Raw genomic sequence first — 21,407 nt, forward strand, 5'->3', positions numbered from 1 at the left:
GATCGGTTTCCAACTACGGTAAACCGATCGGTTTCATCCGTCCAGCCCGCCTCGGCCGGCGCGCGCCACGCAAGTACGCCTTTCTTCAAAGACCGGCGATTTTCCCCAAAGACCGGCGAAACCGCCCGCCGCATGTAGAGATCATGACAATCGCGGGGTAGGCATGGCCGTATGGCGTTATGTCGATCACGAACGCGACGGACCAGGTTCGCGGCGGCCGTCGCCGCCGTGGCACTCACCCTCTCGGGCTGCGGAGACGGCGGGGGCTCCTCCTCCGACGGCGGGCGGCAGAAGCTGACGGTGGCGGCGCTGCCGCTCACCGACTCGGCCGCCCTCTATCTCGCCCGGGACCGCGGCCTCTTCGCCAAGGAGGGCCTGGACGTCGACATCCGGCCCGTGCAGCAGAGCATCCAGGCGCTGCCCGCGCTGATCAAGGGCCAGGTCGACGTGATCGCGAGCGCCAACTACGTCACCTACCTCCAGGCGTACGAGAAGGGCACCCTGGACCTGCGCATCCTCGCCGAGGGCGTGCGGATCGCCCCGCACATGATGGACGTCCTCGTGTCCAGGGACTCCGCGCTCAGGACACCGGCGGACCTCGCGGGCAAGAAGGTCGCCGTCGCCGTCCTCAACAACATCCAGTCACTGACCCTGAACGCGATCCTCGACGCCGACGGCGCCGGCCGGCCCGTCTACCGGCAGATCCTCTTCCCGCAGATGGGCCCCGCCCTGGAACGGGACCAGGTGGACGCCGTCCACGCGGTCGAGCCCTTCGGCACCGCGATCCGGGGTGAACTGGGTGCCCGCGTGCTGCTGGACGGCGGCTCGGGACCGGCCCGCGGCCTGCCCGCCAGCGGATACGTCACCACGCGGGCCTTCACCCGGAAGAACCCGAAGGCTGCGGCGGGCTTCCGGCGTGCCGTCCAGGCCGCCTCGAAGATCGCCGCCGAGGATCCGGGGGCCGTACGCACGGAGCTGCCGAAGTACGCCAGGGTCACCGCTGACCAGGCCAGGTCGATCCGCCTGCCCGCGTATCCGGTGACCGCCGACGCCGGGCAGCTGCGGCGCCTGGTACGGCTCATGCGCGCGCAGGGACTGCTGAAGAAGGACCTCGATCCGGCGCCGTTGCTGGCCCCATGACACGGCGTCAGGAGCTGCTGTTCGGCGTCCTCGGCACGGTGCTGGCCTTCGGCGCCTGCGAGGCGGTCGCCCGGGCCGGAATCGTGCGGCGCAGCTATCTGCCGCCCGCCTCCGAAGTCCTCGCCCGCGCCGTGCGGCTGGCGGGCGACCGGGCCTTCCTCGACGGGATCGGGGCCACCCTGAGTGCCTGGGCACTGGGCCTCGGCCTCGCCTGTGCCATCGCCGTACCGCTGGGGCTGCTGCTGGGTGCGGTGCCTGTCCTCGACACCGCCCTGCGTCCGATCGTCGAGTTCCTGCGGCCGTTGCCGTCCGTCGCACTGATCCCGCTGGTGTCGCTGCTGCTCGGATCCGGCACCACGACGGAGGTGACGCTGATCGCCTACGCGTCCCTGTGGCCGGTGCTGTTCAACACCGTCTACGGCCTCGCCGAGACCGACCCGCTGGCCAAGGACACCCTGCGCGCCTTCGGCTTCGGCCGCCTCGCGGTGCTGCTGCGGGTGGAACTTCCCGGCACCGCCCCGTTCATCGCCGCCGGGGTACGGATCTCCGCCGCGGTCGCGCTGATCCTGGCCGTCGCCTCGGAGATCCTTTCCGGGTTCGGCGAGGGGCTCGGCATCTTCATCGCCCAGGCCCAGACGGCCACGGACGGCACCCGGGACGTCCTCGCGGGCGTCGTGTGGGCGGGCACCCTGGGCCTGGTCGTCAACGGTGTACTGGTCGCAGCGGAGAGGCGGTTGTTCCGCTGGGCCCACGACACCCCGTCCGCGCGGCGGCAGCCGGCGCCGGGGCGGCAGGAGGCCCGGACATGACGGCGGACCGGCAGCGGAAGCGGCACCAAACCCGCCGTAGTCCGGACGGCACCCCTGCGCGCCCGTCCGACACCCGCGCCCGTCCGCACCCGGCCGACCCCCGCATCGACACGTCCCGCACACCGATCTTCTCCCGCTACCGCCCGGCCGGTGCGCAGCCTTTCTCCCGCCGCCGCCCGGCCGGTACGCGGCTCTTCTTCCGCCTCCCGACCGGTACACGGCTCCTCTCCCGCCGCCGCCCGGCCCGTGCGCCGCTCTCCGACCGCACCGGCCCGGCCCGTGCCGCCGTGCCCCTGCTGCTGCGCTGGTCGGTGCTCCTGGTCGCCGTCGCCGGCTGGGAGGCTGCCGCCCGCGCGCACGGCAGCGTGTTCTTCCCGCCCCCGCTGCGCATCGCCCGCCACGCCCACGACCTGTGGTTCTCCGGTCCCCCGGGCCGCCTGTTCCTCACCCGGGCGGCCGTCGACACCATCCTGCCGAGCCTCGGGCGGATGGCGGCGGGGTTCGTGCTCGCCGCCGTCTCCGGGATCGCCCTCGGGATCGCGGTGGGCCGTTCGCGGCGGGCGTACGCGCTGTGCAACCCCGTGCTCCAGTTCGCGCGGGCCGTTCCGCCGCCCGCCCTGGTGCCGGTGTTCGTCGTCGTCCTCGACTTCGGTACGCCCATGCAGGTGGCGTCCATCGCGTTCGGCGCCGTATGGCCGGTGCTGGTCAACTCGGCGGAGGGCGCCCGGGCCACGGACCCGCTGCGGCTGGAGGTGGCCGCGGTGCTGCGGCTGACGGGGCCCGAGCGGCTGTGGTTCCTGGTGCTGCCCTCCGCGCTGCCCCGGATCTTCGCCGGCCTCAGGCTGAGCCTGTCGCTGTGCCTGATCCTGATGGTCTTCTCGGAGCTGCTGCCGGGCGCCGCCGACGGCATCGGCTTCACGCTCACCGACGCCCAGACGCGTTCCGACCTGCTCACCGTGTGGTCCGCCCTGCTGCTGCTCGGCGTGCTCGGATTCCTCCTCAACACCGGCCTGCTGGCGGTCGAGAGGCGGCTCATCGGCCCTGGGAGGTCCTCGTGACGGCAACGGTCCGGGACGCGGTCGTCCGGTTCCTGCGGGACACCGGCATGACCACCGTGTTCGGGAACCCGGGTTCCACGGAGCTGCGCATGGTCCGTGACTGGCCCCGGGACTTCACCTATGTGCTCGGGCTCCAGGAGTCCACCGCGGTGGCCATGGCGGCCGGACACGCTCTGGGCACCCGGCGCGCGGCCTTCGTCGGCCTGCACTCGGCCGGCGGGGTGGGGCACGCGCTCGGTGCGGTCTTCAACGCCTTCCGCGACCGTGTGCCCCTGGTGATCGTGGCGGGCCAGCAGTCGCGCTCGCTGATCCAGCTGCGGCCGTTCCTGGGCGCCGACGAACCGGCCCTGTTCCCGCGCCCGTACGTGAAGTACGCGCGTCAGCCGGAGCGGGCCGAGGACGTGCCGGCCGTGCTCGCCGAGGCGTACCGGATCGCGATGGCGCATCCGCGCGGCCCGGTCTTCGTGTCGGTGCCCGAGGACGACTGGGACCGGCCCGCCGAGCCCGTGGCGCCGCGCACGGTGCACTCCGGGTTCACGGCCCGGCCGGAGGTCCTCGCAGCGGTTGCCGCCCGGCTCGACGCCTGTGCCCGCCCGGCGCTGGTGGTCGGTCCGGGCGTGGACGACGAGGACGCGCTGGACGAGGTCCGGACGCTGGCCGAGCGGCTGCGCGCCGGGGTCTGGATCAGCCCGTTGTCCGGCCGTTCCGGGTTCCCCGAGTCGCACCCGCTCTTCCAGGGCTTCCTGCCACCGGTCCCCGGCCCGCTGGCCGCGCGCCTGGCGCCGTACGACGTGGTGGTCGCCCTGGGTGCACCGGTGTTCACGTACCACGTGGCGGACGGCGGGCCGCCGCTGGCGCCGGGCACGGACCTGTTCCACCTGGACTGCGATCCCGGGCAGGCCGCCTGGCTGCCCACCGGCACCAGCATCGTGACCACGCTGCGGCCCGCGCTGGCCCGGCTCACCGAACTCCTGAAGGCGGCCGACCGCGATCCGCCGCCGCCCCGCACCGCACCGCCGGCGGCCCGCGCGCAGGGGCCGCTCACGCCGGAGCTGCTCCTCGATCTGCTGCACGCGCGGCTGGCGCGCGACCGGGTGCTCGTCGAGGAGGCGCCCAGTCATCGTGACGCCCTGCACGCGCGCGTGCCGGTCGACCTGAGCGGCGGGTTCCTCACCACGGGCAGCGGAGCGCTCGGCTGGGGCCTGCCCCTGGCGGTCGGCCGGGCGCTCGCCGACGGCCGCCGGGTGGTGTGCGTGGTGGGTGACGGCTCGGCGCTCTACTCCGTGCAGGCCCTGTGGACCGCGGCCCGGCACGCGGCGCCCGTCACCTACGTGCTCCTCGACAACGGCGGCTACGGGGCCGTCCGTGCGCTGGGCCGCCGGATCGGAATCGCGCACGTTCCCGGTACGGACATCGAGGGCATCGACTTCACGGCGCTTGCACAGTCCCTCGGCTGCCCGGCGGCCCGCGCCGAGCACCCCGCCGCACTGCCGGCCGCGCTGGACCGTGCCCTGGGGCGGGGCGACGACGCGGGCCCGTTCCTGCTCCATGTGCGGGTCACCGGCAGCGCGGGCACCCTCTACGAGCCCTGGGCCGGGTGAGAGATGCTGCGCCTCGACTCCGTCAGCCAGCGCTACGGCGGCCATCCGGTCCTGGACGGCATCAGCCTGACCGTGCCCGACGGGCAGCTGCTGTGCGTCGTCGGGCCGTCGGGCTGCGGCAAGTCCACGCTGCTGCGCACGGTCGCCGGGCTGCTGCCCGCACCCGAGGGCACGATCACGGTCGACGGCACACCGGCGACCGGCGTACCCGAGCGGCTCGCGGTCGTCTTCCAGGAGTACGGCCGCTCGCTGCTTCCCTGGCTCACCGTGCGCGACAACGTGGCCCTGCCGCTGCGACGCAGGAACCTGGGGCGGGCGGCCCGGCACGCCGAGGCCGGGGCGATCCTCGAACGCGTCGGCCTGTCCGGAGCGGGCCGCCGGCATCCCCGGGAGCTCTCCGGCGGGATGCAGCAGCGGGTCGCCATCGCCCGGGCGCTGGTCTGCCGGCCGTCGCTGCTCCTCATGGACGAGCCGTTCGGCTCCCTGGACGCCCGTACCCGCGAGGACCTGGAGGACCTGCTCCTCGAAGTGCACCGCGCCGACGGCACGACCATCGTGTTCGTCACCCACGACATCGACGAGAGCGTGTACCTCGGGGATCGCATCGTGGTCCTCTCCCCCGGCCCCGGCTCCCGTGTGATCCGGGACCTGGCGGTCGATCTGCCCGGCAGGCGCGACCAGATCACCACCCGGGGCCTGCCGGGCTTCGTGGCGCTGCGCACGGAGGTGGGGCGAGCGGTACGCAACGGCGAGTGAGGCCGGCGGTCATCTCCCCCCGCATCCCGCCGGTTATCTCCGCCGGCATCCCCACGGTCGTCTCCACCCGCATCCCGCCGGTCGTCTGCACCCATCCCGGCCGTTGTCACCGCCCGCGTGACGGCACCGCCCGCCTATCGGGTGCGGGAACACCGGCCCCCTGGCGCGTTCTTGACGACGAGCTGCCGGTGACTACTGGTCCCACCGGGGATGTTGCTGCACGCTGTTGCGACGCGCTGTTGCGGCCCGCTCAGCCTGAGCGCGGGTCGCGCAGGGGGACGGCGGCGGCCACCGGCCGGTCCTGGGTGCGCAGATGGCCCACCGTCTTCAGCAGCCGGTCGGCAGGCTCGCGCAGCCGGGGATGGGCCAGGACCGTGTTGCGCAGACCGCGTACCGGCCGGCGCCACAGCCGCTGGGCGACGGCCACGGGGTGCGGCCGGGCGGCGAAGCCCTCACCGACCCGCAGTTCGCGGGTCTTGAGCCAGTCCTTGTACTCCTTGTCGCCGCGCCCCAGGTCGACCAGGGTCACCCCGTGCCGGGCGGCCCCCTCGGCCGTCCTCAGGTGCATCATCAACCCGGGTGAGTAGTAGTGGAGTTCGGGGTCGTAGGCGGTGAACCAGGCGGCCAGGACCGTGCTGGAGCGGGGGCCGAAGTGGGCCGCGACCGGGCGGTCCCCGGCGTAGAGCACGGACAGCACGCCGGTGAAGTGCTCCTCGCGGACGTGGAAGAGATGGTCCACCAGGTCGACGATCCAGGGCCGCGAGAACCGGTCCATCCGTCCCGTGCGGCGGTACTGGGCGGACTTCCACCGCATGAGCGTGTGCAGGACCTCGGGATCGCGCTCGTCGAACACGAACCGCACCTCGCCGATGTCCCGCCCCAGGCGGCGTTCCTTCTTCAGCGTCGTCTTGGCCAGCCCCGGGTAGGTGCCGCGCAGCCACTCGGCGTAGCCGCCGTCGCCGGGCTTCACATCGATCACCGGTGAGGCGAAGGTGCCGGTGACGTGCGCGGCGAACGGCCGCTGTTCCTGGACGAGATGGTCGAACTCGAAGATGCTGAGCCCGCAGGCGCGCAGCAGCTCTCCGGCGTCCCAGGTGACTCCGGGCCGGTGCACCAGCGCCTGGCAGTCGGACAGCCCGAGGCCGACGGCCCGGCCGGTGCCGAAGGGGCCGCGCTCGTACGGGAAGAAGCCGACGGGTTCCCCGCCCTCCCGCAGGACCGCCACGCGCGTGCCGCCGCGGTGGCGGCCGACCCCGATGGTGAACTCCGGTGCCAGGAACGGGTTGGCGTATTCGGGCGACTCGTCCATCGCCCGGTGCCAGGCTCCGCGCAGTGCGGAGGTCAGGTCGCCGGGTCTGTGGATGGTGATCTCCACTTCAGGTCAACCGCCTTTCAGCCGGTTCCGCGCATGATCTGTCGCGTGCGGCGCAGGCCGGTGCGGCGTGTGGATCATGGCTCATGGATCGCACGGGCGATCACTCCCCCCATGACGCGCCGGGCGCGTCCTGCCATTTCTACCGATGTCTACGCATCCCCACCGTGCGCCGATGCTCAAACGTCGCGAAACCGTACGCACACTGTCAAGGGTGCCCCAGGCGGCGGATGCTCCGCCATGGGTCTGCGGACATCGGTGATGATTCAGGATGGACGACGTGATTCTCACGCCCCCTCGGCCGGGGAGGGCGCGCGGACGACACGCTCTTCGACCAGCCCGGCAGGCGCGTGAACGGCACCCTCACCGCCCGGCCCGGCACGCCCGCGAACGGCACCCTCACCCACCTGCCTGGCACGCCCGCGAAGGCACCTTCGCCGACCGGCCCGGCAGCCCCGCGCACGACAGGCTCGTCAGCCCGGCCGGCGCCCCAGTCCTTCCGTGCCGGCCGCCATGTCCTGTGTGCCGACCACCGAGAGCAGTTCGAGCTGTGCGGCGCCCTCGGTGCCGGGCGGGGCGCTGAACCACAGCAGGCGCTGGCGGCCGTCCTCGCTGAACAGGTTGTGGCAGTCCAGCTCGATGACGCCGAGCGTGGCATGGACGATGCGCTTGTGGTCGGTGCGGCGCAGGGCCACGTCCCGCTGTTCCCAGAGCACGGCGAACTCCTCGCTGTGCCGGCGCAACGCGGCGACCATTCGGCCCACTTCGGCGTCGCGGGCACGCCGGGCGGCCACCGCCTGCAGGTCGGCGACGAAGACCCGCGAGTGGTGCGGGTGGTCCTCGGCGGGGTAGACGGCGCGGGCGCCGGGGTCGGTGAACCAGCGGTAGACGAAGCTCGCCGCGGGGCCGCGGGTGGCCGGGGGCGGGCCGAGCAGCGCCACGGCGAGGGGGTTCTGGACGAGGGTTTCGTGCAGGTCGTTGATGACCTGGGCGGGCGTGGTGGTGAGCCGGTCCAGCAGGCCGAGCAGAGCGGGCTGGGCCTGCGCCGCGGTGCCGTGGGCGGTCGGCACGGGGCGGTCGGCCAGATGGAAGAGGTGATCGCGTTCGTCGCCGCTCAGCCGGAGCGCGCGGGCGAGCGCGGCCAGCACCTGCACGGAGGGCCGGGCCCCGCGACCGCGCTCCAGCTCGGTGTAGTAGTCGGCGGACAGTTCGGCCAGCTGGGCGACCTCCTCGCGGCGCAGGCCCGGCACCCGACGGCGGGGCCCGACGGGCAGGCCCACGTCGGCCGGGCGGATCCGGTCGCGGCGGGACTTCAGGAAGGCAGCCAGCTCCGATTGGTTCACGCCCCCCATGGTCACTCCTGCGGCCGCGCGGAACCAGGGGTTGCCGACCCCAGGGTGAGCACAGCCGTGGCCGGCGGCGGACCGGCGGCCCAGGCTGGAGGCGTTCGCCGGGCGCCCCGCCCCGCTGTCCCTGGAGGTCTCATGTCCACCGGAATGTCCACCGAAGCGTCCACCGGAGCAACGACTCCCTCCGCGCCTCGCACGGCCGTCGTCACCGGCGGCTCCCGCGGCATCGGCCGGGAGACGGTCAGGCGGCTCGCCGCCGACGGATACGCCGTGGTGGTCGGGTACGCGGGCAACGGCGACCAGGCCGAGGCCGCCGTCCAGGAGGCCACCGCGGCCGGCGGCCGTGCGGTCGCCGTGCGCGCCGATGTCGCCGACGAAGCGCAGGTCGCAGAGATGTTCGAGACCGCGGCCGGCGTGTTCGGCGGAGTCGACGTGGTGGTCCACGCGGCCGGGCGGATGTACCTCGCGCCGGTCGCCGAGCTGGACCTGGCGGAGCTGGACGCGATGCACCGGACCAACATCCGCGGCACCTTCGTGGTCGCCCGGCAGGCGGCCCGGACACTGCGCCCGGGCGGCTCGTTCATCACGTTCTCCACGTCCGTGGTGGGCCTGTCCTTTCCCGGCTACGGCGCCTACACCGCCAGCAAGGGCGCGGTCGAGGCGCTGACGATGGTCCTGGCCCGCGAACTGCGCGGCAGGGACGTCACCGTGAACTCCGTGGCCCCCGGGCCCACGGCCACCGACCTGTTCCTGGACGGCAAGGACGAGGAGACCCTCGCGAGGCTTGCCGCGCAGCCTCCGCTGGAGCGTCTCGGTACGCCGGCCGACATCGCGGAGGTGGTGGCCTTCCTCGCCTCTCCGGCCGGCCACTGGGTCAACGGCCAGGTCGTCCGCGCCAACGGCGGCATCGTCTGACCGCCCTTCACATCCCCGGCGCGCCCCGGCCGGTGCGCCCCGACCGACACCGCTCTCGACAAGCTCAACAAGCTCAACAAGCTCAACAAAGGAGATTTCCGATGCCGTTCGCGAACTTCAAGGTTCCTGCCGGAAGCCTGGACGAGAAGCAGAAGGAGCTGATCGTCACCCGCACCACCGATCTGTACGCCGAGATCTACGGCGAACGCGCCCGCGCCACCACGCTGGTTCTCGTCGAGGAGGTCGCCGACGGCGGCTGGGGCATCGGGGGCGGCGTGCTGACCCTGGCCATGATCCAGCAGCCGTCCGAGGAGTGACTGGCGCCCGCCGCCCCGCGCCACCACAGTGGATCACCGTCCGGAGCACCACGGCACATACGAAAGGCGGTACGTCATGTCCTCCTCCGAGCCGGTCGTCCCGATCCCCGCTGATCTGCTGGCCACCATGCCCTTCGCGGCCGGGCTGGGCATCGAGCTGCACGAGGCCACGGCCGAGCGCACCGTCGGCAGTCTGGGCTGGTCCCCGGGCGTCTGCACGGCGGGCGGTGCCCTGCACGGCGGGGCACTGATGACGCTGGCGGACAGCGTCGGTGCCGTGTGCGCCTACCTCAACCTGCCCGAGGGGGCGTCCGGTACGTCGACGGTGGAGTCCAAGACCAACTTCCTGCGGGCGGTCACCGCCGGGCGCGTCCGTGCCACGGCCCGCCCCCTCCATCTGGGCGGCACCCTGATGGTGGTGCAGACGGATCTGCGCGACGACAGGGACCGGCTGGTCGGCCAGACCACGCAGACCCAGATCGTGCTCCGCAAGAGCACCGGGTGAGCGACACCGGCCGGACGGACCGAGCGACACCCGGCCACACAGGTTGAGCCACACCGACCGGACCGCACCAGCGGGTCCGGCCGGACCTGCCGAGCGACACCGGCCAGAAGGCCGGCCCCACCGTCCACCGGGGCCGGCCTTCGTCGTGCCCGGCCGTGATCCGCTCCGCCGTATTGACATGAACCTGTGCCAACCCCGAGGCTTCGTGCGTGAAGTTGCTCGATTGAAGCTTGTTTCGAGCGCTTACGCGCAGCAAGCGTAAGAACAGTCAGTCCGCGATGGTGCGATGGGAGCTGTTCCGCCGTGCGAAGACTCCGACACCGTGTGCCGTGGCCGTCCTGGGTTCCGCTGGGGCTGGCGGCCGCCCTGGCCGGGACCCTGCTCGCCGCCCCGGCACCCGCCGCGGCCGCCGCGCAGGCGGCCGGCGCCGCGCTCGATCCCGCTCACAGCAGCGTCGAATGGCAGAGCCCGGTCTATCCGAAGGGCACCGGCGGCGGCACCGAGAGCTGTCCCGGTGCCGCCGCCGACCCCGACAACAAGGTCTGCGACCGCTTCGACCTGACCGTCTCGGTGCCGGACGGCTACTGGGACGACAACCCCGAGGGCGGTGTGCCGCTGTCGGTCAAGTGGGAGAAGCCCACCGACGACTTCGACCTGTACGTCTACGACGACCACGGCACCCAGGTGGCGTCCAGCGCCGGCACCGCCGACCCCGAGGCCACGGTGATCCCGCGGGCCTCGGGGACCTACCACGTCCTGGTCGTGCCGTACGACGTGCACGACAACTCGTTCACGGGCACCGCCTATCTGCCCGCGACCACCGACGCCGGGAACCTCACCTCCTTCTCGGGCCGCGGGGGCAGCTACACGATCGGGGCGGGCCCGCTCACGGCCCGCGCCGACTTCCTGACGGGAGGCCGGCTCCGCCTGCAGGCCGACCCGTCGGGGTCGCTGAGCGATCCGGCGGGCACGGCCATCGTGCGTACACCGCCCGCGCTCCAGCGGCACACCTCGGCCTTCGACGCGGGCGACTACTACGGCATCCGCTCCCCCGAGGCCGTGCTGCGGGTGTACAAGAAGCCGCTGCGGTTCGGGCTGTACAAGCCCGACAACAGGACCCGGATCTGGCAGGAGGACAAGCCGCTGCGCTGGTCCACCGGCGGAATGCGGCAGAGCCTCGAGCGGGGCGGCGACGAACAGTTCTTCGGCGGCGGCGAGCAGAACGGCAGCTTCTCGCACCGCGGGCAGACCATGTACGTGGCCAACAGCTTCGACTGGAACGAGGGCGGCTACAACAACTCCCAGCCGTTCTACCTCTCCAGCGCGGGCTACGGCGTCTTCCGCAACACGTTCGCCCCGGGCGTGTACACCTTCGGCTCGCCCGTCACCACCGGACAGCAGGAACGGCGCCTGGACGCCTACTACTTCCTCGGTGATCCCAAGCAGGTCATCGGCCAGTACACGGCACTGGTGGGCAAACCCTTCATGCCTCCGGTCTACGGCCTCGAACCCGGCGACTCCGACTGCTACCTGCACAACGCCAACCGGGGCGAGCGGCACACCCTGGACGCGCTGAAGATCGCCGACGGCTACACCGAGAACCAGATGCCACTCGGCTGGATGCTGGTCAACGACGGGTACGGCTGCGGGTACGAGAACCTGCAGCAGACCGCACAGGGCCTCCAGGACCACCACGCGCAGCTCGGTCTGTGGACCCAGGACGGCATCGGCAAACTCGCCGACCAGGTCAAGGCCGGCCAGCGGGTGGCCAAGCTGGACGTGGCCTGGGTCGGCAACGGCTACAAGTTCGCGCTGGACGCGTGCGACGCGGCCAAGAAGGGGATCGAGGACAACAGCGACGCCCGCGGGTTCGTGTGGCTGCCCGTGTCCTGGGCGGGCGCCCAGCGCTGCGGGGTCCTGTGGAGCGGTGACCAGAAGCTGTCCTGGGACTACATCCGCTGGCAGATCCCGACCTATGCCGGGGCGACGATGTCCGGCATCGCGTACAACACCGGTGACGTGGGCAGCATCTACCGCCACGACCCCAAGATGTACGCCCGTGACCTGCAGTGGAAGGCGTTCCTGCCGGCCATCATGACCATGGACGGCTGGGCCAGTGACATCACCACCGGCAAGGCCGCCGACCAGCAGCCGTGGCTCGACGGCGAGCCGTACACCTCGATCAACCGCAAGTACCTGCAGCTGAAGGAGCGGCTGCTGCCGTACATGTACACCCTGTCCGCCCAGGCGGCGAAGACGGGGGTCGGCGCGGTGCGTCCGCTCTGGCTGGAGTACCCGGACGACCCGAACACGCTGGGCGCGCAGGCGAAGTACGAGTTCCTGTCCGGTCCGGACTTCCTCGTCGCCCCGGTCTACCAGGACTCCGACACCCGTGACGGCATCTATCTGCCCAAGGGCACCTGGACCGACTACTGGACCGGCCGCACCTACCAGGGTCCGACCACCCTGAACGGCTATCACGCCCCGCTCGACACGCTCCCGCTGTTCGTGCGCGAGGGTGCGGTCGTCCCGATGTGGCCCCAGGGCACGACGAGCTGGCAGAGCCGCGACCGGCACGAGCTGGACTGGGACGTGTACCCGTCGGCGCACGGCACCAGCGGCTACACGCTCTACGAGGACGACGGTGTGACCCGCGACTTCGCCAAGGGCGCGGCGGCCACCCAGCGGGTGTCGGTGCACACCGGCGCCGCGGGGACGACCGTCTCGGTCGGCGCGAGCAGGGGCGCGTACACGGGCAAGGTGGACGCACGGTCGTACCGGTTCACCGTGCACGGCGACACGGCTCCGGCCCGCGTGTTCCTCGACGGGCGTCGACTGCCGCACTCCGCCTGGTCCTACGACCCCGGCAGCCATGTGACGAGCGTCCGGACGCCGAGTCTGCCGCTCGGCCGGGGCTTCACCCTGCACCTCCGGTAAAGAAATCGTATGGTCTAGTCCAAAGAGACCTTTGGACTAGACCAACCCATTGACGTGAGCGCAACAGCTCCCGGAGGCTGGGGCCCCCTCTCCCCACCCCACCCCTCTGGGAGGCACGCAGTGAGACGTCTTCGTGCATGTCTGGGTGCGGCGGCCGCCGTAGGACTGGCCGCCGCGGGCACGACCGCGCTCGTCGCGGGCAACGCCTCTGGGGCGACCACCGCACTGGACAACCGGTGGTACGCCGCAGCGCCCTACCTGATGCCGCTGGACAACGACCCGCCGGACCCGGCCGCCATCATGGACGCCACCGGCCTCAAGGCCTTCCAGCTGGCCTTCGTCCTCGCGCCGAACGGCGGCGGCTGCTCCCCCACCTGGGGCGGCACGGCCCCCGTCTCCTCCGACACGGCCGTCGGTTCGCTCATCGACACCATCCGCGCCAAGGGCGGTGACGTCTCCGTCTCCGTCGGCGGGTACGGCGGCACCAAGCTCGGACAGAACTGCTCGGACGCGGCCTCCACGGCCGCGGCGTACCAGCAGGTCATCACCAAGTACGGGCTGCACGCCATCGACTTCGACCTGGAGGAGCCCGAGTACGAGAACACCGCGGCGATCAAGAACGAGATCGGCGCCGCGAAGATCCTGCAGCAGAACAACCCGGGCCTGTACGTCTCCGTGACCACGGCCGGCACCGCGGACGGCACCGGCTGGTTCGGCAAGCAGATGCTGCTGGAGGCCAAGTCCCAGGGGTTCACCCCGAACAACTTCTCCATCATGCCGTTCGACGGCGGCTTCAACGGGGCGGCGAGCCAGACCGGCGCGCTGACCAACTTCAACTCGATCCTCCAGTCCACGTTCGGCTGGGACCAGGCGACCGCCTACGCCCACGAGGGCTTCTCCGGCATGAACGGCCGCAGCGACAGCGGCGAGTACTTCACCCAGGCCGACTTCCAGACCGTGCTGGACTACGCCACGAGCCACCACATGGACCGGTTCACGTTCTGGTCCCTGAACCGCGACCGCCAGTGCTCGCCGCCCGACAACGGCGGCCGTACGTCGGGGACCTGCTCCAGCGTGACCCAGAATCCCTGGGACTTCGCGAAGTACTCGGTGCAGTTCGCGGGCGTCACCCCGCCCACCTCCACCCCCACACCCACGCCCACACCGACGCCCACCTCCTGCAAGACCGCCTGGAGTTCGGCGGCGGTGTACACGGCCGGGAACGAGGTCTCGTACGGCAAGCACAACTGGAAGGCCAAGTGGTGGACCCAGAACGAGGCGCCCGGCGCCTCGGAGTGGGGCCCCTGGCAGGACGAGGGCGCCTGCTGAACCTCTTGACGTGTCAGGTTCAGACCTTTAGCTTCACGGGTCACCGGCGACCAAGGATGCGTTCAGCGTTCATCATGCTGAACGCATCCCGGTCCGACGAAGGGACCCCCACATGACCCGCCACCGGCTCCTCGCGGCGACGACCGCCGCGGGCCTCGCCCTCGCCCTCACCGCGCTCACCGGCGGCAGCGCGGATGCGGCCGACCCGCATGTCGCGCCCGGCGGCAACTTCGACCTCTCGACATGGCAGCTGCAGGAGCCCGTCGGCTCGCCCGGCTCCCCGACCACGATCCCCTCGTCCCGGCTGCAGGGGGCGAACGGCTATCAGGACGCGTACTTCTACACCGACACGCGCGACGGCGCGATGACGTTCTGGGCGCCCGAGAAGGGCGTGACCACCCCGAACTCCAACTACGCGCGCTCCGAGTTGCGCGAGATGAACCGCAACGGCAGTGCCGCCGACTGGAAGCTGAGCGGCTCGCACCGGATGAGCGCGACCCTGCGGGTGGTCTCGGTGACCAAGAACGTCTGCGTGGGGCAGATCCACCTGGGCTCCGGCGGTTCGTCCACCAAGCCGCTGCTGGAGCTGTACTACCACGCGGACGGCGACATCGTCCTCGGCACCGAGAACTCGCCGTCCGGCGGCCAGACCCCGCACACCGTGGGCCATGTGTCCGTCGGCAAGACGTGGACCTACACCATCGCCGTCTCCGGCGGGAACACCATCGGCCTGACCGTCGACGGCACCACCACCCACTACGCCATCCCGTCCTCGTTCGCGCAGTACAAGCAGTACTTCAAGGCGGGTTCCTACAACCAGTCCTCCTCGGACAGCACCACGAAAGGCGCCCGGGTCGCCTTCTACGGGCTGTCCGTCTCGCACGGCTGACACGCCGCGCGACCTGCGCGACTGGTGCAACCGGGCGGACGGTCGTAGCGTCGAGATGCACGCAGCGGTACACGCACGACGGGCGGGAGCGGCCATGCGCGGTTCACTGATGGGAACGGCGGTCACCCTGGCAGCGGGAGCCTTGCTCACCGCATCCATGACCACGGCCTCGGCGAGCCCCCCGACCGCCGCGGGCCCGAAGGCCTATCCCCGGCAACCGGTGCTGGTCGACTGCTTCTGGAAGCGCAACGTCCGCCCGACCGACTTCATCCTCGCCTGCGGCGACGGCAACAGCCGCCTCACCGGGCTCCACTGGACGCGGTGGAGCCCCACCGCCGCCACCGCCGAGGGCGTGAACGCGGTCAACGACTGCAAGCCGTACTGCGCCGCCGGCACCTTCCGCTCGTACCGTGTGACCGTGCGCCTGGACCGCCCGCAGCCGTGGAAGAAGCACCCGGACGTCCAGCAGTACACCCGGATGAGCCTGACCTACGAGGGCTCCCGGCCGGACGGCTTCAAGCAGGTCATGGTCTACCCGCTCTGGAGCTGACCTCACGCGCGCCACACGCGGCCCGGCCCGTCACCCGGGCGGGCCGCGCGCGGCGCCAGGTCGTGGGCTGTGCGGGCGACCCCCCGGCCCTGGCTCCCCCGGCCGGTGACCGGCACCCCGTCATCTTTGTGTGGCCCCGCACGCCGGCGCCCCGTGCGCCGTACGAAGAGAGGTCACATGCCCCGACTCCCCCGCCTGGCCACAGCCACCGCGGCCGCGCTCGCGCTCGGCCTGCTCACGGTGGCACCCGCCACCGGCACCGAGCCGATCATCACGGACTCGCACACGGTCGCCCACTTCGGCCTGGCCTCCGGGCAGACGCCGGAGAACATCGCCCTCGAACCCGACGGCTCCGCCGACCTCGCCTTCGCCCTCGCCCGGCAGGTCGCCCACGTCACCCCCGACGGGAAGACCCGCGACGGCAGGGTCCGGATCCTCTCGACCCTGCCGGCCGTGGCGAAGGCGGACGCTCCGGTCGTGCACAGCCCCGTCGTCACCGGCATCGTCCGCGCCCAGAACGGCACGCTGTACGTCAACTACGCGACCGGGACGCATGAGACCGGCATCTGGCGCATCCCCCGCGGCGGCGGAACGCCCGTGCAGATCACCGAACTTCCGCACGACGGACTGCCCAACGGCCTGGCCCTCGACGAGCACCGCGGCATGCTCTACGCCGCCGACTCGGTGCAGGGCACCGTCTGGCGCGTCCCGGTGTCGGGCGGCAAGGCCACGGCCTGGGCCAAGGGCACCGAACTGCGGCCGCTCACGGCGCAGCCCGGCTCCAGCTCCGGCTACGGGGCCAACGGCATCAAGGTGCACCGCGACGCGGTGTGGGTGTCCAACTCCGTCCGCGGAACGCTGCTGCGCTTCCCGCTCCGCCCGGACGGCTCGGCCGGCCCGGTCGAGACGCGGGCCACCGGTCTGGCCGGCATCGACGACTTCGCCTTCCCCGGGCACGGGAGCAGCGTGCTGGCCGCGCTGAACGACACCAGCCAGGTCGTGCTGGTGAGCCGGGACGGCAGCCGCACGGTCGTGCTGACCCCGCAGGACGGGCTGTCCAACCCGACCTCGGTGGCCGTGAGGGGCCGCAACCTCTACGTGTCCAGCGGCGCCTTGGTGACCCGGCAGGACCCGAACCTGCTCCTCGCCCGCCTGCGGTACCTGTTCGGCCGCCTCTAGCCGACCCGGGCAGCCCGCCACGGCCAATGAACTGCCCCGGCTGCCCGCCACGACCAGTGAGCTGCCCCGGCCCATCGTCCCGACCAGTGAGCTGCCGCGGCTGCTCATCCCGGCCGACGTGCGGCCCCGGCTGCCCGCCACGGCCGGCGTGCGGCCGGGCAGCTCGCCGCGTGCGACGTGCGGCCCCGGCTGCCCGCCGCGACCGGTGCGGGGTCGCGGCGCGCTGCCGTCTCAGCCGATCTCGACCAGGAGGTCGCCGCCCTCGACCTGCTGGATCCGGTTGATGGCCAGCCGGGACACGCGTCCCGCCTTCGGCGCGGTGATCGTGGCCTCCATCTTCATCGCCTCGATGGTCGCCACGGTCGCACCGGCCGCGACCTCGTCGCCCTCCGCCACCGCGAGCGTCACCACGCCGGCGAACGGCGCCGCCACGTGGCCGGGGTTGGCCCGGTCGGCCTTCTCCGTCACCGGCACGTCGGAGGCCGCCGCCAGGTCGCGGACCTGGATCGGCCTGAGCTGCCCGTTGAGCGAGGACATCACGGTGCGCATACCGCGCTCGTCGGCCTCGCCGACCGCCTGCAGCTCGATCAGGAGCCGTACGCCCGGCTCCAGGTCGACGGCGTACTCCTTGGCCGGCCGCAGACCGTAGAAGAACGCCTTGCTGTCCAGGATGCTGGTGTCGCCGAAGCTCTGCCGGTGGGTGTCGAACTCGCGGGTCGGGCCGGGGAACAGCAGCCGGTTGAGCGTGGCCCGGGGGTCCTTCGCGAGCCCGTCGCGGTCCTCGGCGGACAGCTCGGGAGCCGGCTTGCGCTCGCCGCGGCCCTGGAGGGCCTTGGTGCGGAACGGCTCGGGCCAGCCGCCGGGCGGGGTGCCCAGTTCGCCGCGCAGGAAGCCGATGACCGAGTCGGGGATGTCGAACCGGTCGGGGGTCTCCTCGAAGTCCTCCGGCGAGACCCCGGCGCCGACCAGGTGCAGGGCGAGGTCGCCGACCACCTTGGACGACGGGGTCACCTTGACCAGGCGGCCCAGGATGCGGTCGGCGGCGGCGTACATCGCCTCGATGTCCTCGAAGCGGTCGCCGAGACCGAGGGCGACGGCCTGGGTGCGCAGGTTGGACAGCTGGCCGCCGGGGATCTCGTGGTGGTACACGCGCCCGGTCGGGGAGGCCAGGCCCGCCTCGAACGGGGCGTAGATCTTCCGGACGCCCTCCCAGTACGGCTCCAGGTCACCGACGGCCTGCAGGTCGAGTCCGGTGGGCCGCTCGGAGTGGTCGGTGGCGGCCACGAGCGCCGACAGCGACGGCTGCGAGGTCGTGCCGGCCATCGAGGCCACCGCGCCGTCCACCGCGTCGGCGCCCGCCTGGACCGCGGCGAGGTAGGTGGCGAGCTGGCCGCCCGCGGTGTCGTGGGTGTGCAGGTGCACCGGCAGGTCGAACTCACGGCGCAGGGCGGAGACGAGCCGGGCGGCGGCCGGGGCGCGCAGCAGTCCGGCCATGTCCTTGACGGCGAGGACATGGGCGCCGGCCTCGACGATCTGCTCGGCCAGGCGCAGGTAGTAGTCGAGGGTGTACAGCCGCTCGGCGGGGTTGCTGAGGTCGGCGGTGTAGCAGAGGGCGACTTCGGCGATCGCGGTGCCGGTCTCGCGTACGGCGTCGATGGCGGGCCGCATCTGGCCGACGTCGTTGAGGGCGTCGAAGATGCGGAAGATGTCGATGCCGGTGGCGGCGGCCTCCTGCACGAAGGCGTCGGTGACCTCGGTCGGGTACGGGGTGTAGCCGACGGTGTTGCGGCCGCGCAGCAGCATCTGCAGACAGATGTTGGGTACGGCCTCGCGCAGGGCCGCGAGCCGCTCCCACGGGTCCTCGGCGAGGAAGCGCAGGGCGACGTCGTAGGTCGCGCCGCCCCAGCACTCCAGGGACAGCAGCTCGGGCAGGGTGCGGGCGACGACCGGGGCGACCGCGAGGAGGTCCTTGGTGCGGACCCGGGTGGCGAGCAGGGACTGGTGGGCGTCGCGGAAGGTGGTGTCGGTGACTCCGAGGGTCGGGGATGCGCGCAGATGGCGGGCGAAGCCCTCGGGGCCCAGGTCGACCAGCCGCTGCCGGGAGCCGGCCGGGGGCTCGCCGGCCGGCCGCGGCGGCAGCTTGGTGACCGGGTCGGGCAGGTCCGGGCGCTCGCCGTGCGGCTTGTTGACCGTGACGTCGGCGAGGAAGGTGAGCAGCTTGGTGCCGCGGTCGGCGGAGTGGCGGGAGGTGAGCAGGTACGGGCGCTGCTCGATGAAGGAGGTGGTGACCCGTCCGGCCTGGAAGTCGGGATCGTCCAGGACGGCCTGCAGGAAGGGGATGTTGGTGGCCACGCCGCGGATGCGGAACTCGGCCACGGCGCGCCGGGCCCGCAGGACGGCGGTCCTGAAGTCCCGTCCCCGGCAGGTGAGTTTGACCAGCATCGAGTCGAAGTGCGCGCTGATCTCCGTACCCGCGTGGGTGGTGCCGCCGTCGAGGCGGATGCCGGAGCCGCCCGGCGAGCGGTAGGCGCTGATCCGGCCGGTGTCCGGGCGGAAGCCGTTGGCGGGGTCCTCGGTGGTGATGCGGCACTGGAGGGCGGCACCGCGCAGGGTGACCGTCTCCTGGGACAGGCCGAGGTCGGCGAGGGTCTCGCCGGAGGCGATGCGCAGCTGGGCCTGGACCAGGTCGACGTCGGTGACCTCTTCGGTGACCGTGTGCTCGACCTGGATGCGCGGGTTCATCTCGATGAAGACGTGGTTGCCGTCCGGGTCCAGGAGGAACTCCACGGTGCCCGCGTTGCGATAGCCGATCTCGCGGGCGAAGCGGACGGCGTCGGCGCAGATGCGGTCGCGCAGCTCCGGGTCGAGGTTGGGCGCGGGCGCCAGCTCGATCACTTTCTGGTGGCGGCGCTGGAGCGAGCAGTCGCGCTCGTACAGATGGATGACGTTGCCCTCGCCGTCGGCGAGGATCTGCACCTCGATGTGGCGCGGGTTCACGACGGCCTTCTCCAGGAAGACGGTCGGGTCGCCGAACGCGGACGCGGCCTCGCGGGCGGCCGCTTCGATGGACTCGCGGAGCTGGCCGGGGTCCTCCACCCGGCGCATGCCGCGGCCGCCGCCGCCCGCCACCGCCTTCACGAACACCGGGAAGCCGATCTCCGCGGCGGCGCGGACGAGTTCGTCCACGTCGGTGGAGGGGGCGGAGGAGCCCAGCACGGGCACGCCGGCCGCGCGGGCGGCGGCCACCGCGCGGGCCTTGTTGCCGGTCAGTTCCAGCGTCTGCGCGTCCGGCCCGACGAAGGTGATGCCCGCCTCCTCGCAGGCGCGGGCCAGTTCGGGGTTCTCGGACAGGAACCCGTAGCCGGGATAGACGGCATCGGCGCCCGCCCGGCGTGCGGCGCCCACGATCTCCTGCACGGAGAGGTAGGCGCGCACCGGGTGCCCCGGTTGTCCGATCTCGTACGCCTCGTCGGCCTTCAGCCGGTGCAGCGAGTTGCGGTCCTCGTGCGGGAACACGGCGACCGTGCGCGCACCGAGTTCATAGCCCGCCCGGAACGCGCGGATCGCGATCTCTCCACGGTTGGCGACCAGCACCTTGCGGAACATCCTGGATTCCCTTCAGCTGCCTGCCGGCGACGAACACCATGGTGTCAGCCACGCCCTGCCGTATCTGGCGGCAACCTTAGGGGGTGCCCGCACGTGTCGAAGTGCGAAAACCATCACATTGACGTGCTGCGGACATGCCAGGAGCGGTACCGCCGGGGAGGGGCCCGGGAGCGGCGGAGGGGGCGGGAGAACCGGAGGGGCCGCGGTCGTCGGTGCCCACGGGCACACGTACGGGTACGGACTGCGGCCGCAGTGGTGCGGGTTCGGGGCGGCGCGGGGCGCGCAGGGACCGTACGAAGGACCTCAGCCGCTCCCGTCGGCCGTGCAGGAGACCGAGCACGACCGCCGCGCCCACCGCGATCAGGTGCTCCCGGCCGGCGAGGTTCGGGACCGCGATCGATTCCCACACCATCGAACCGCCCGTCAGGGTGAACACGACGGGCGCGCGTCGCACCACCGCGAGGTAGGTGAACAGGCCCACGACCGCCGCGGAGGGTCCGGTGTCGAGCACCTTGCCGCACTCGGGGGGCAGTCCTAACCCCCACCAGCCGGGGCCGAGCGCGACCATCACGCGCGCGGTGAGGGTGCCGGCCAGCGTGGTGATGTAGGCGATCGCGAGCGTCCGGCGCCGGCCGAGGGCCAGTTCGGCGAGCGCGAAGGCGAGGAACAGCTGGGTGATGCCCGCCCACACCGGCAGGTCGAGCGCCGGAACGTACAGCGACACCGGGGTGCGCAGCAGGGAGACCCACAGCGGCAGGTCGGCCGTGACGCCGCCGAGCCGTCGTACCCACAGCGCTCCGGTGGGGTGCTGCGCCAGGTCGTGGAAGAAGACGACACCGAACGCGGCGAGGAACGCCAGCACCAGCCCGGACAGTCCGCGCCGCGCGAGCCGGTGCACCGGGTCGACGATGATGGCGTGCCACTCCGCCCGCAGCGTGCGCCCGGTGAACCGGGCGAGTCGTGCGAGCCCGGAGCGGATCCACTCCTTGCGCTCGTCACTGCTCCCGACGGCGTTCATGAAATACGGCAGCCCATCGCCTGCGGGTCCCCCGACACCTGCATCGCCCCCTCGACCCCGCGTCCGGCGTCCCGTCC

The 21,407-nt window shown here is 72.3% G+C and carries 17 protein-coding genes; 13 read left to right on the forward strand and 4 right to left on the reverse strand.

Annotated elements, in window-relative coordinates:
* Positions 1 to 228: 228 nt before the first annotated feature.
* From ACZ7P3_RS15000 to ACZ7P3_RS15020, 5 genes are read left to right on the forward strand one after another with little or no spacing between them, the layout of a single operon-like run.
* Complete coding sequence (locus tag ACZ7P3_RS15000; RefSeq protein ID WP_472081549.1) at positions 229 to 1,140, forward strand: ABC transporter substrate-binding protein; 912 nt, start codon at positions 229 to 231, stop codon at positions 1,138 to 1,140.
* Positions 1,137 to 1,949, forward strand: coding sequence for an ABC transporter permease (locus ACZ7P3_RS15005; RefSeq protein WP_472081551.1), 813 nt, complete (start codon positions 1,137 to 1,139; stop codon positions 1,947 to 1,949). Before ACZ7P3_RS15000 ends, ACZ7P3_RS15005 begins: the two co-directional genes overlap by 4 nt.
* Positions 1,946 to 3,007: an ABC transporter permease gene (locus tag ACZ7P3_RS15010; protein WP_472081553.1), complete on the forward strand. Its 1,062-nt coding sequence runs from the start codon at positions 1,946 to 1,948 to the stop codon at positions 3,005 to 3,007. Before ACZ7P3_RS15005 ends, ACZ7P3_RS15010 begins: the two co-directional genes overlap by 4 nt.
* Positions 3,004 to 4,608 (forward strand): benzoylformate decarboxylase, encoded by a 1,605-nt coding sequence (gene mdlC, locus ACZ7P3_RS15015; protein WP_472081555.1) that lies wholly within the window; start codon positions 3,004 to 3,006, stop codon positions 4,606 to 4,608. Before ACZ7P3_RS15010 ends, mdlC begins: the two co-directional genes overlap by 4 nt.
* Before the next feature lie 3 nt (positions 4,609 to 4,611).
* A complete protein-coding gene (locus ACZ7P3_RS15020; protein ID WP_472081557.1) occupies positions 4,612 to 5,364 on the forward strand; it encodes an ABC transporter ATP-binding protein in 753 nt (250 codons plus the stop codon).
* 250 nt (positions 5,365 to 5,614) lie between these two features.
* On the opposite strand, the gene ACZ7P3_RS15025 is transcribed toward ACZ7P3_RS15020, so the two are convergent.
* Both ACZ7P3_RS15025 and ACZ7P3_RS15030 read right to left on the reverse strand, forming a co-directional pair.
* A complete protein-coding gene (locus tag ACZ7P3_RS15025) occupies positions 5,615 to 6,739 on the reverse strand; it encodes a GNAT family N-acetyltransferase (protein WP_472081559.1) in 1,125 nt (374 codons plus the stop codon).
* Between the two features lie 470 nt (positions 6,740 to 7,209).
* The gene (locus ACZ7P3_RS15030) at positions 7,210 to 8,079 is read right to left on the reverse strand and encodes a helix-turn-helix transcriptional regulator (RefSeq protein ID WP_472081561.1); all 870 of its coding nucleotides are present in this window, start codon (positions 8,077 to 8,079) and stop codon (positions 7,210 to 7,212) included.
* 141 nt (positions 8,080 to 8,220) lie between these two features.
* Here ACZ7P3_RS15030 and ACZ7P3_RS15035 point away from each other — a divergent pair, with 141 nt between their 5' ends.
* The 8 genes from ACZ7P3_RS15035 to ACZ7P3_RS15070 all read left to right on the forward strand — a co-directional run bounded on the left by ACZ7P3_RS15035 (position 8,221) and on the right by ACZ7P3_RS15070 (position 16,706).
* On the forward strand, positions 8,221 to 9,000 hold the full coding sequence (locus ACZ7P3_RS15035; RefSeq protein WP_472081563.1) for an SDR family oxidoreductase: 780 nt from the start codon (positions 8,221 to 8,223) through the stop codon (positions 8,998 to 9,000).
* Positions 9,001 to 9,101: 101 nt separating this feature from the next.
* On the forward strand, positions 9,102 to 9,317 hold the full coding sequence (locus ACZ7P3_RS15040; protein WP_472081564.1) for a tautomerase family protein: 216 nt from the start codon (positions 9,102 to 9,104) through the stop codon (positions 9,315 to 9,317).
* A 76-nt stretch (positions 9,318 to 9,393) separates the two neighbouring features.
* On the forward strand, positions 9,394 to 9,822 hold the full coding sequence (locus ACZ7P3_RS15045) for a PaaI family thioesterase (protein WP_472081566.1): 429 nt from the start codon (positions 9,394 to 9,396) through the stop codon (positions 9,820 to 9,822).
* 324 nt (positions 9,823 to 10,146) lie between these two features.
* Entirely contained in the window at positions 10,147 to 12,759 is a 2,613-nt protein-coding gene (locus ACZ7P3_RS15050) for a glycoside hydrolase family 31 protein (RefSeq protein WP_472081568.1), read from the forward strand.
* Positions 12,760 to 12,879: 120 nt separating this feature from the next.
* Entirely contained in the window at positions 12,880 to 14,088 is a 1,209-nt protein-coding gene (locus ACZ7P3_RS15055; protein ID WP_472081570.1) for a chitinase, read from the forward strand.
* A 112-nt stretch (positions 14,089 to 14,200) separates the two neighbouring features.
* Positions 14,201 to 14,977 (forward strand): polysaccharide lyase family 7 protein, encoded by a 777-nt coding sequence (locus ACZ7P3_RS15060; protein ID WP_472081572.1) that lies wholly within the window; start codon positions 14,201 to 14,203, stop codon positions 14,975 to 14,977.
* Positions 14,978 to 15,071: 94 nt separating this feature from the next.
* Complete coding sequence (locus ACZ7P3_RS15065) at positions 15,072 to 15,527, forward strand: hypothetical protein (RefSeq protein WP_472081574.1); 456 nt, start codon at positions 15,072 to 15,074, stop codon at positions 15,525 to 15,527.
* Between the two features lie 177 nt (positions 15,528 to 15,704).
* Positions 15,705 to 16,706: a hypothetical protein gene (locus ACZ7P3_RS15070; protein ID WP_472081576.1), complete on the forward strand. Its 1,002-nt coding sequence runs from the start codon at positions 15,705 to 15,707 to the stop codon at positions 16,704 to 16,706.
* Positions 16,707 to 16,937: 231 nt separating this feature from the next.
* On the opposite strand, the gene ACZ7P3_RS15075 is transcribed toward ACZ7P3_RS15070, so the two are convergent.
* Complete coding sequence (locus ACZ7P3_RS15075; protein ID WP_472081578.1) at positions 16,938 to 20,312, reverse strand: pyruvate carboxylase; 3,375 nt, start codon at positions 20,310 to 20,312, stop codon at positions 16,938 to 16,940.
* Between the two features lie 76 nt (positions 20,313 to 20,388).
* A complete protein-coding gene (locus ACZ7P3_RS15080) occupies positions 20,389 to 21,330 on the reverse strand; it encodes a hypothetical protein (protein WP_472081580.1) in 942 nt (313 codons plus the stop codon).
* Positions 21,331 to 21,407 lie beyond the last annotated feature (77 nt).

This window comes from Streptomyces sp. NPDC107581 (assembly GCF_055657175.1).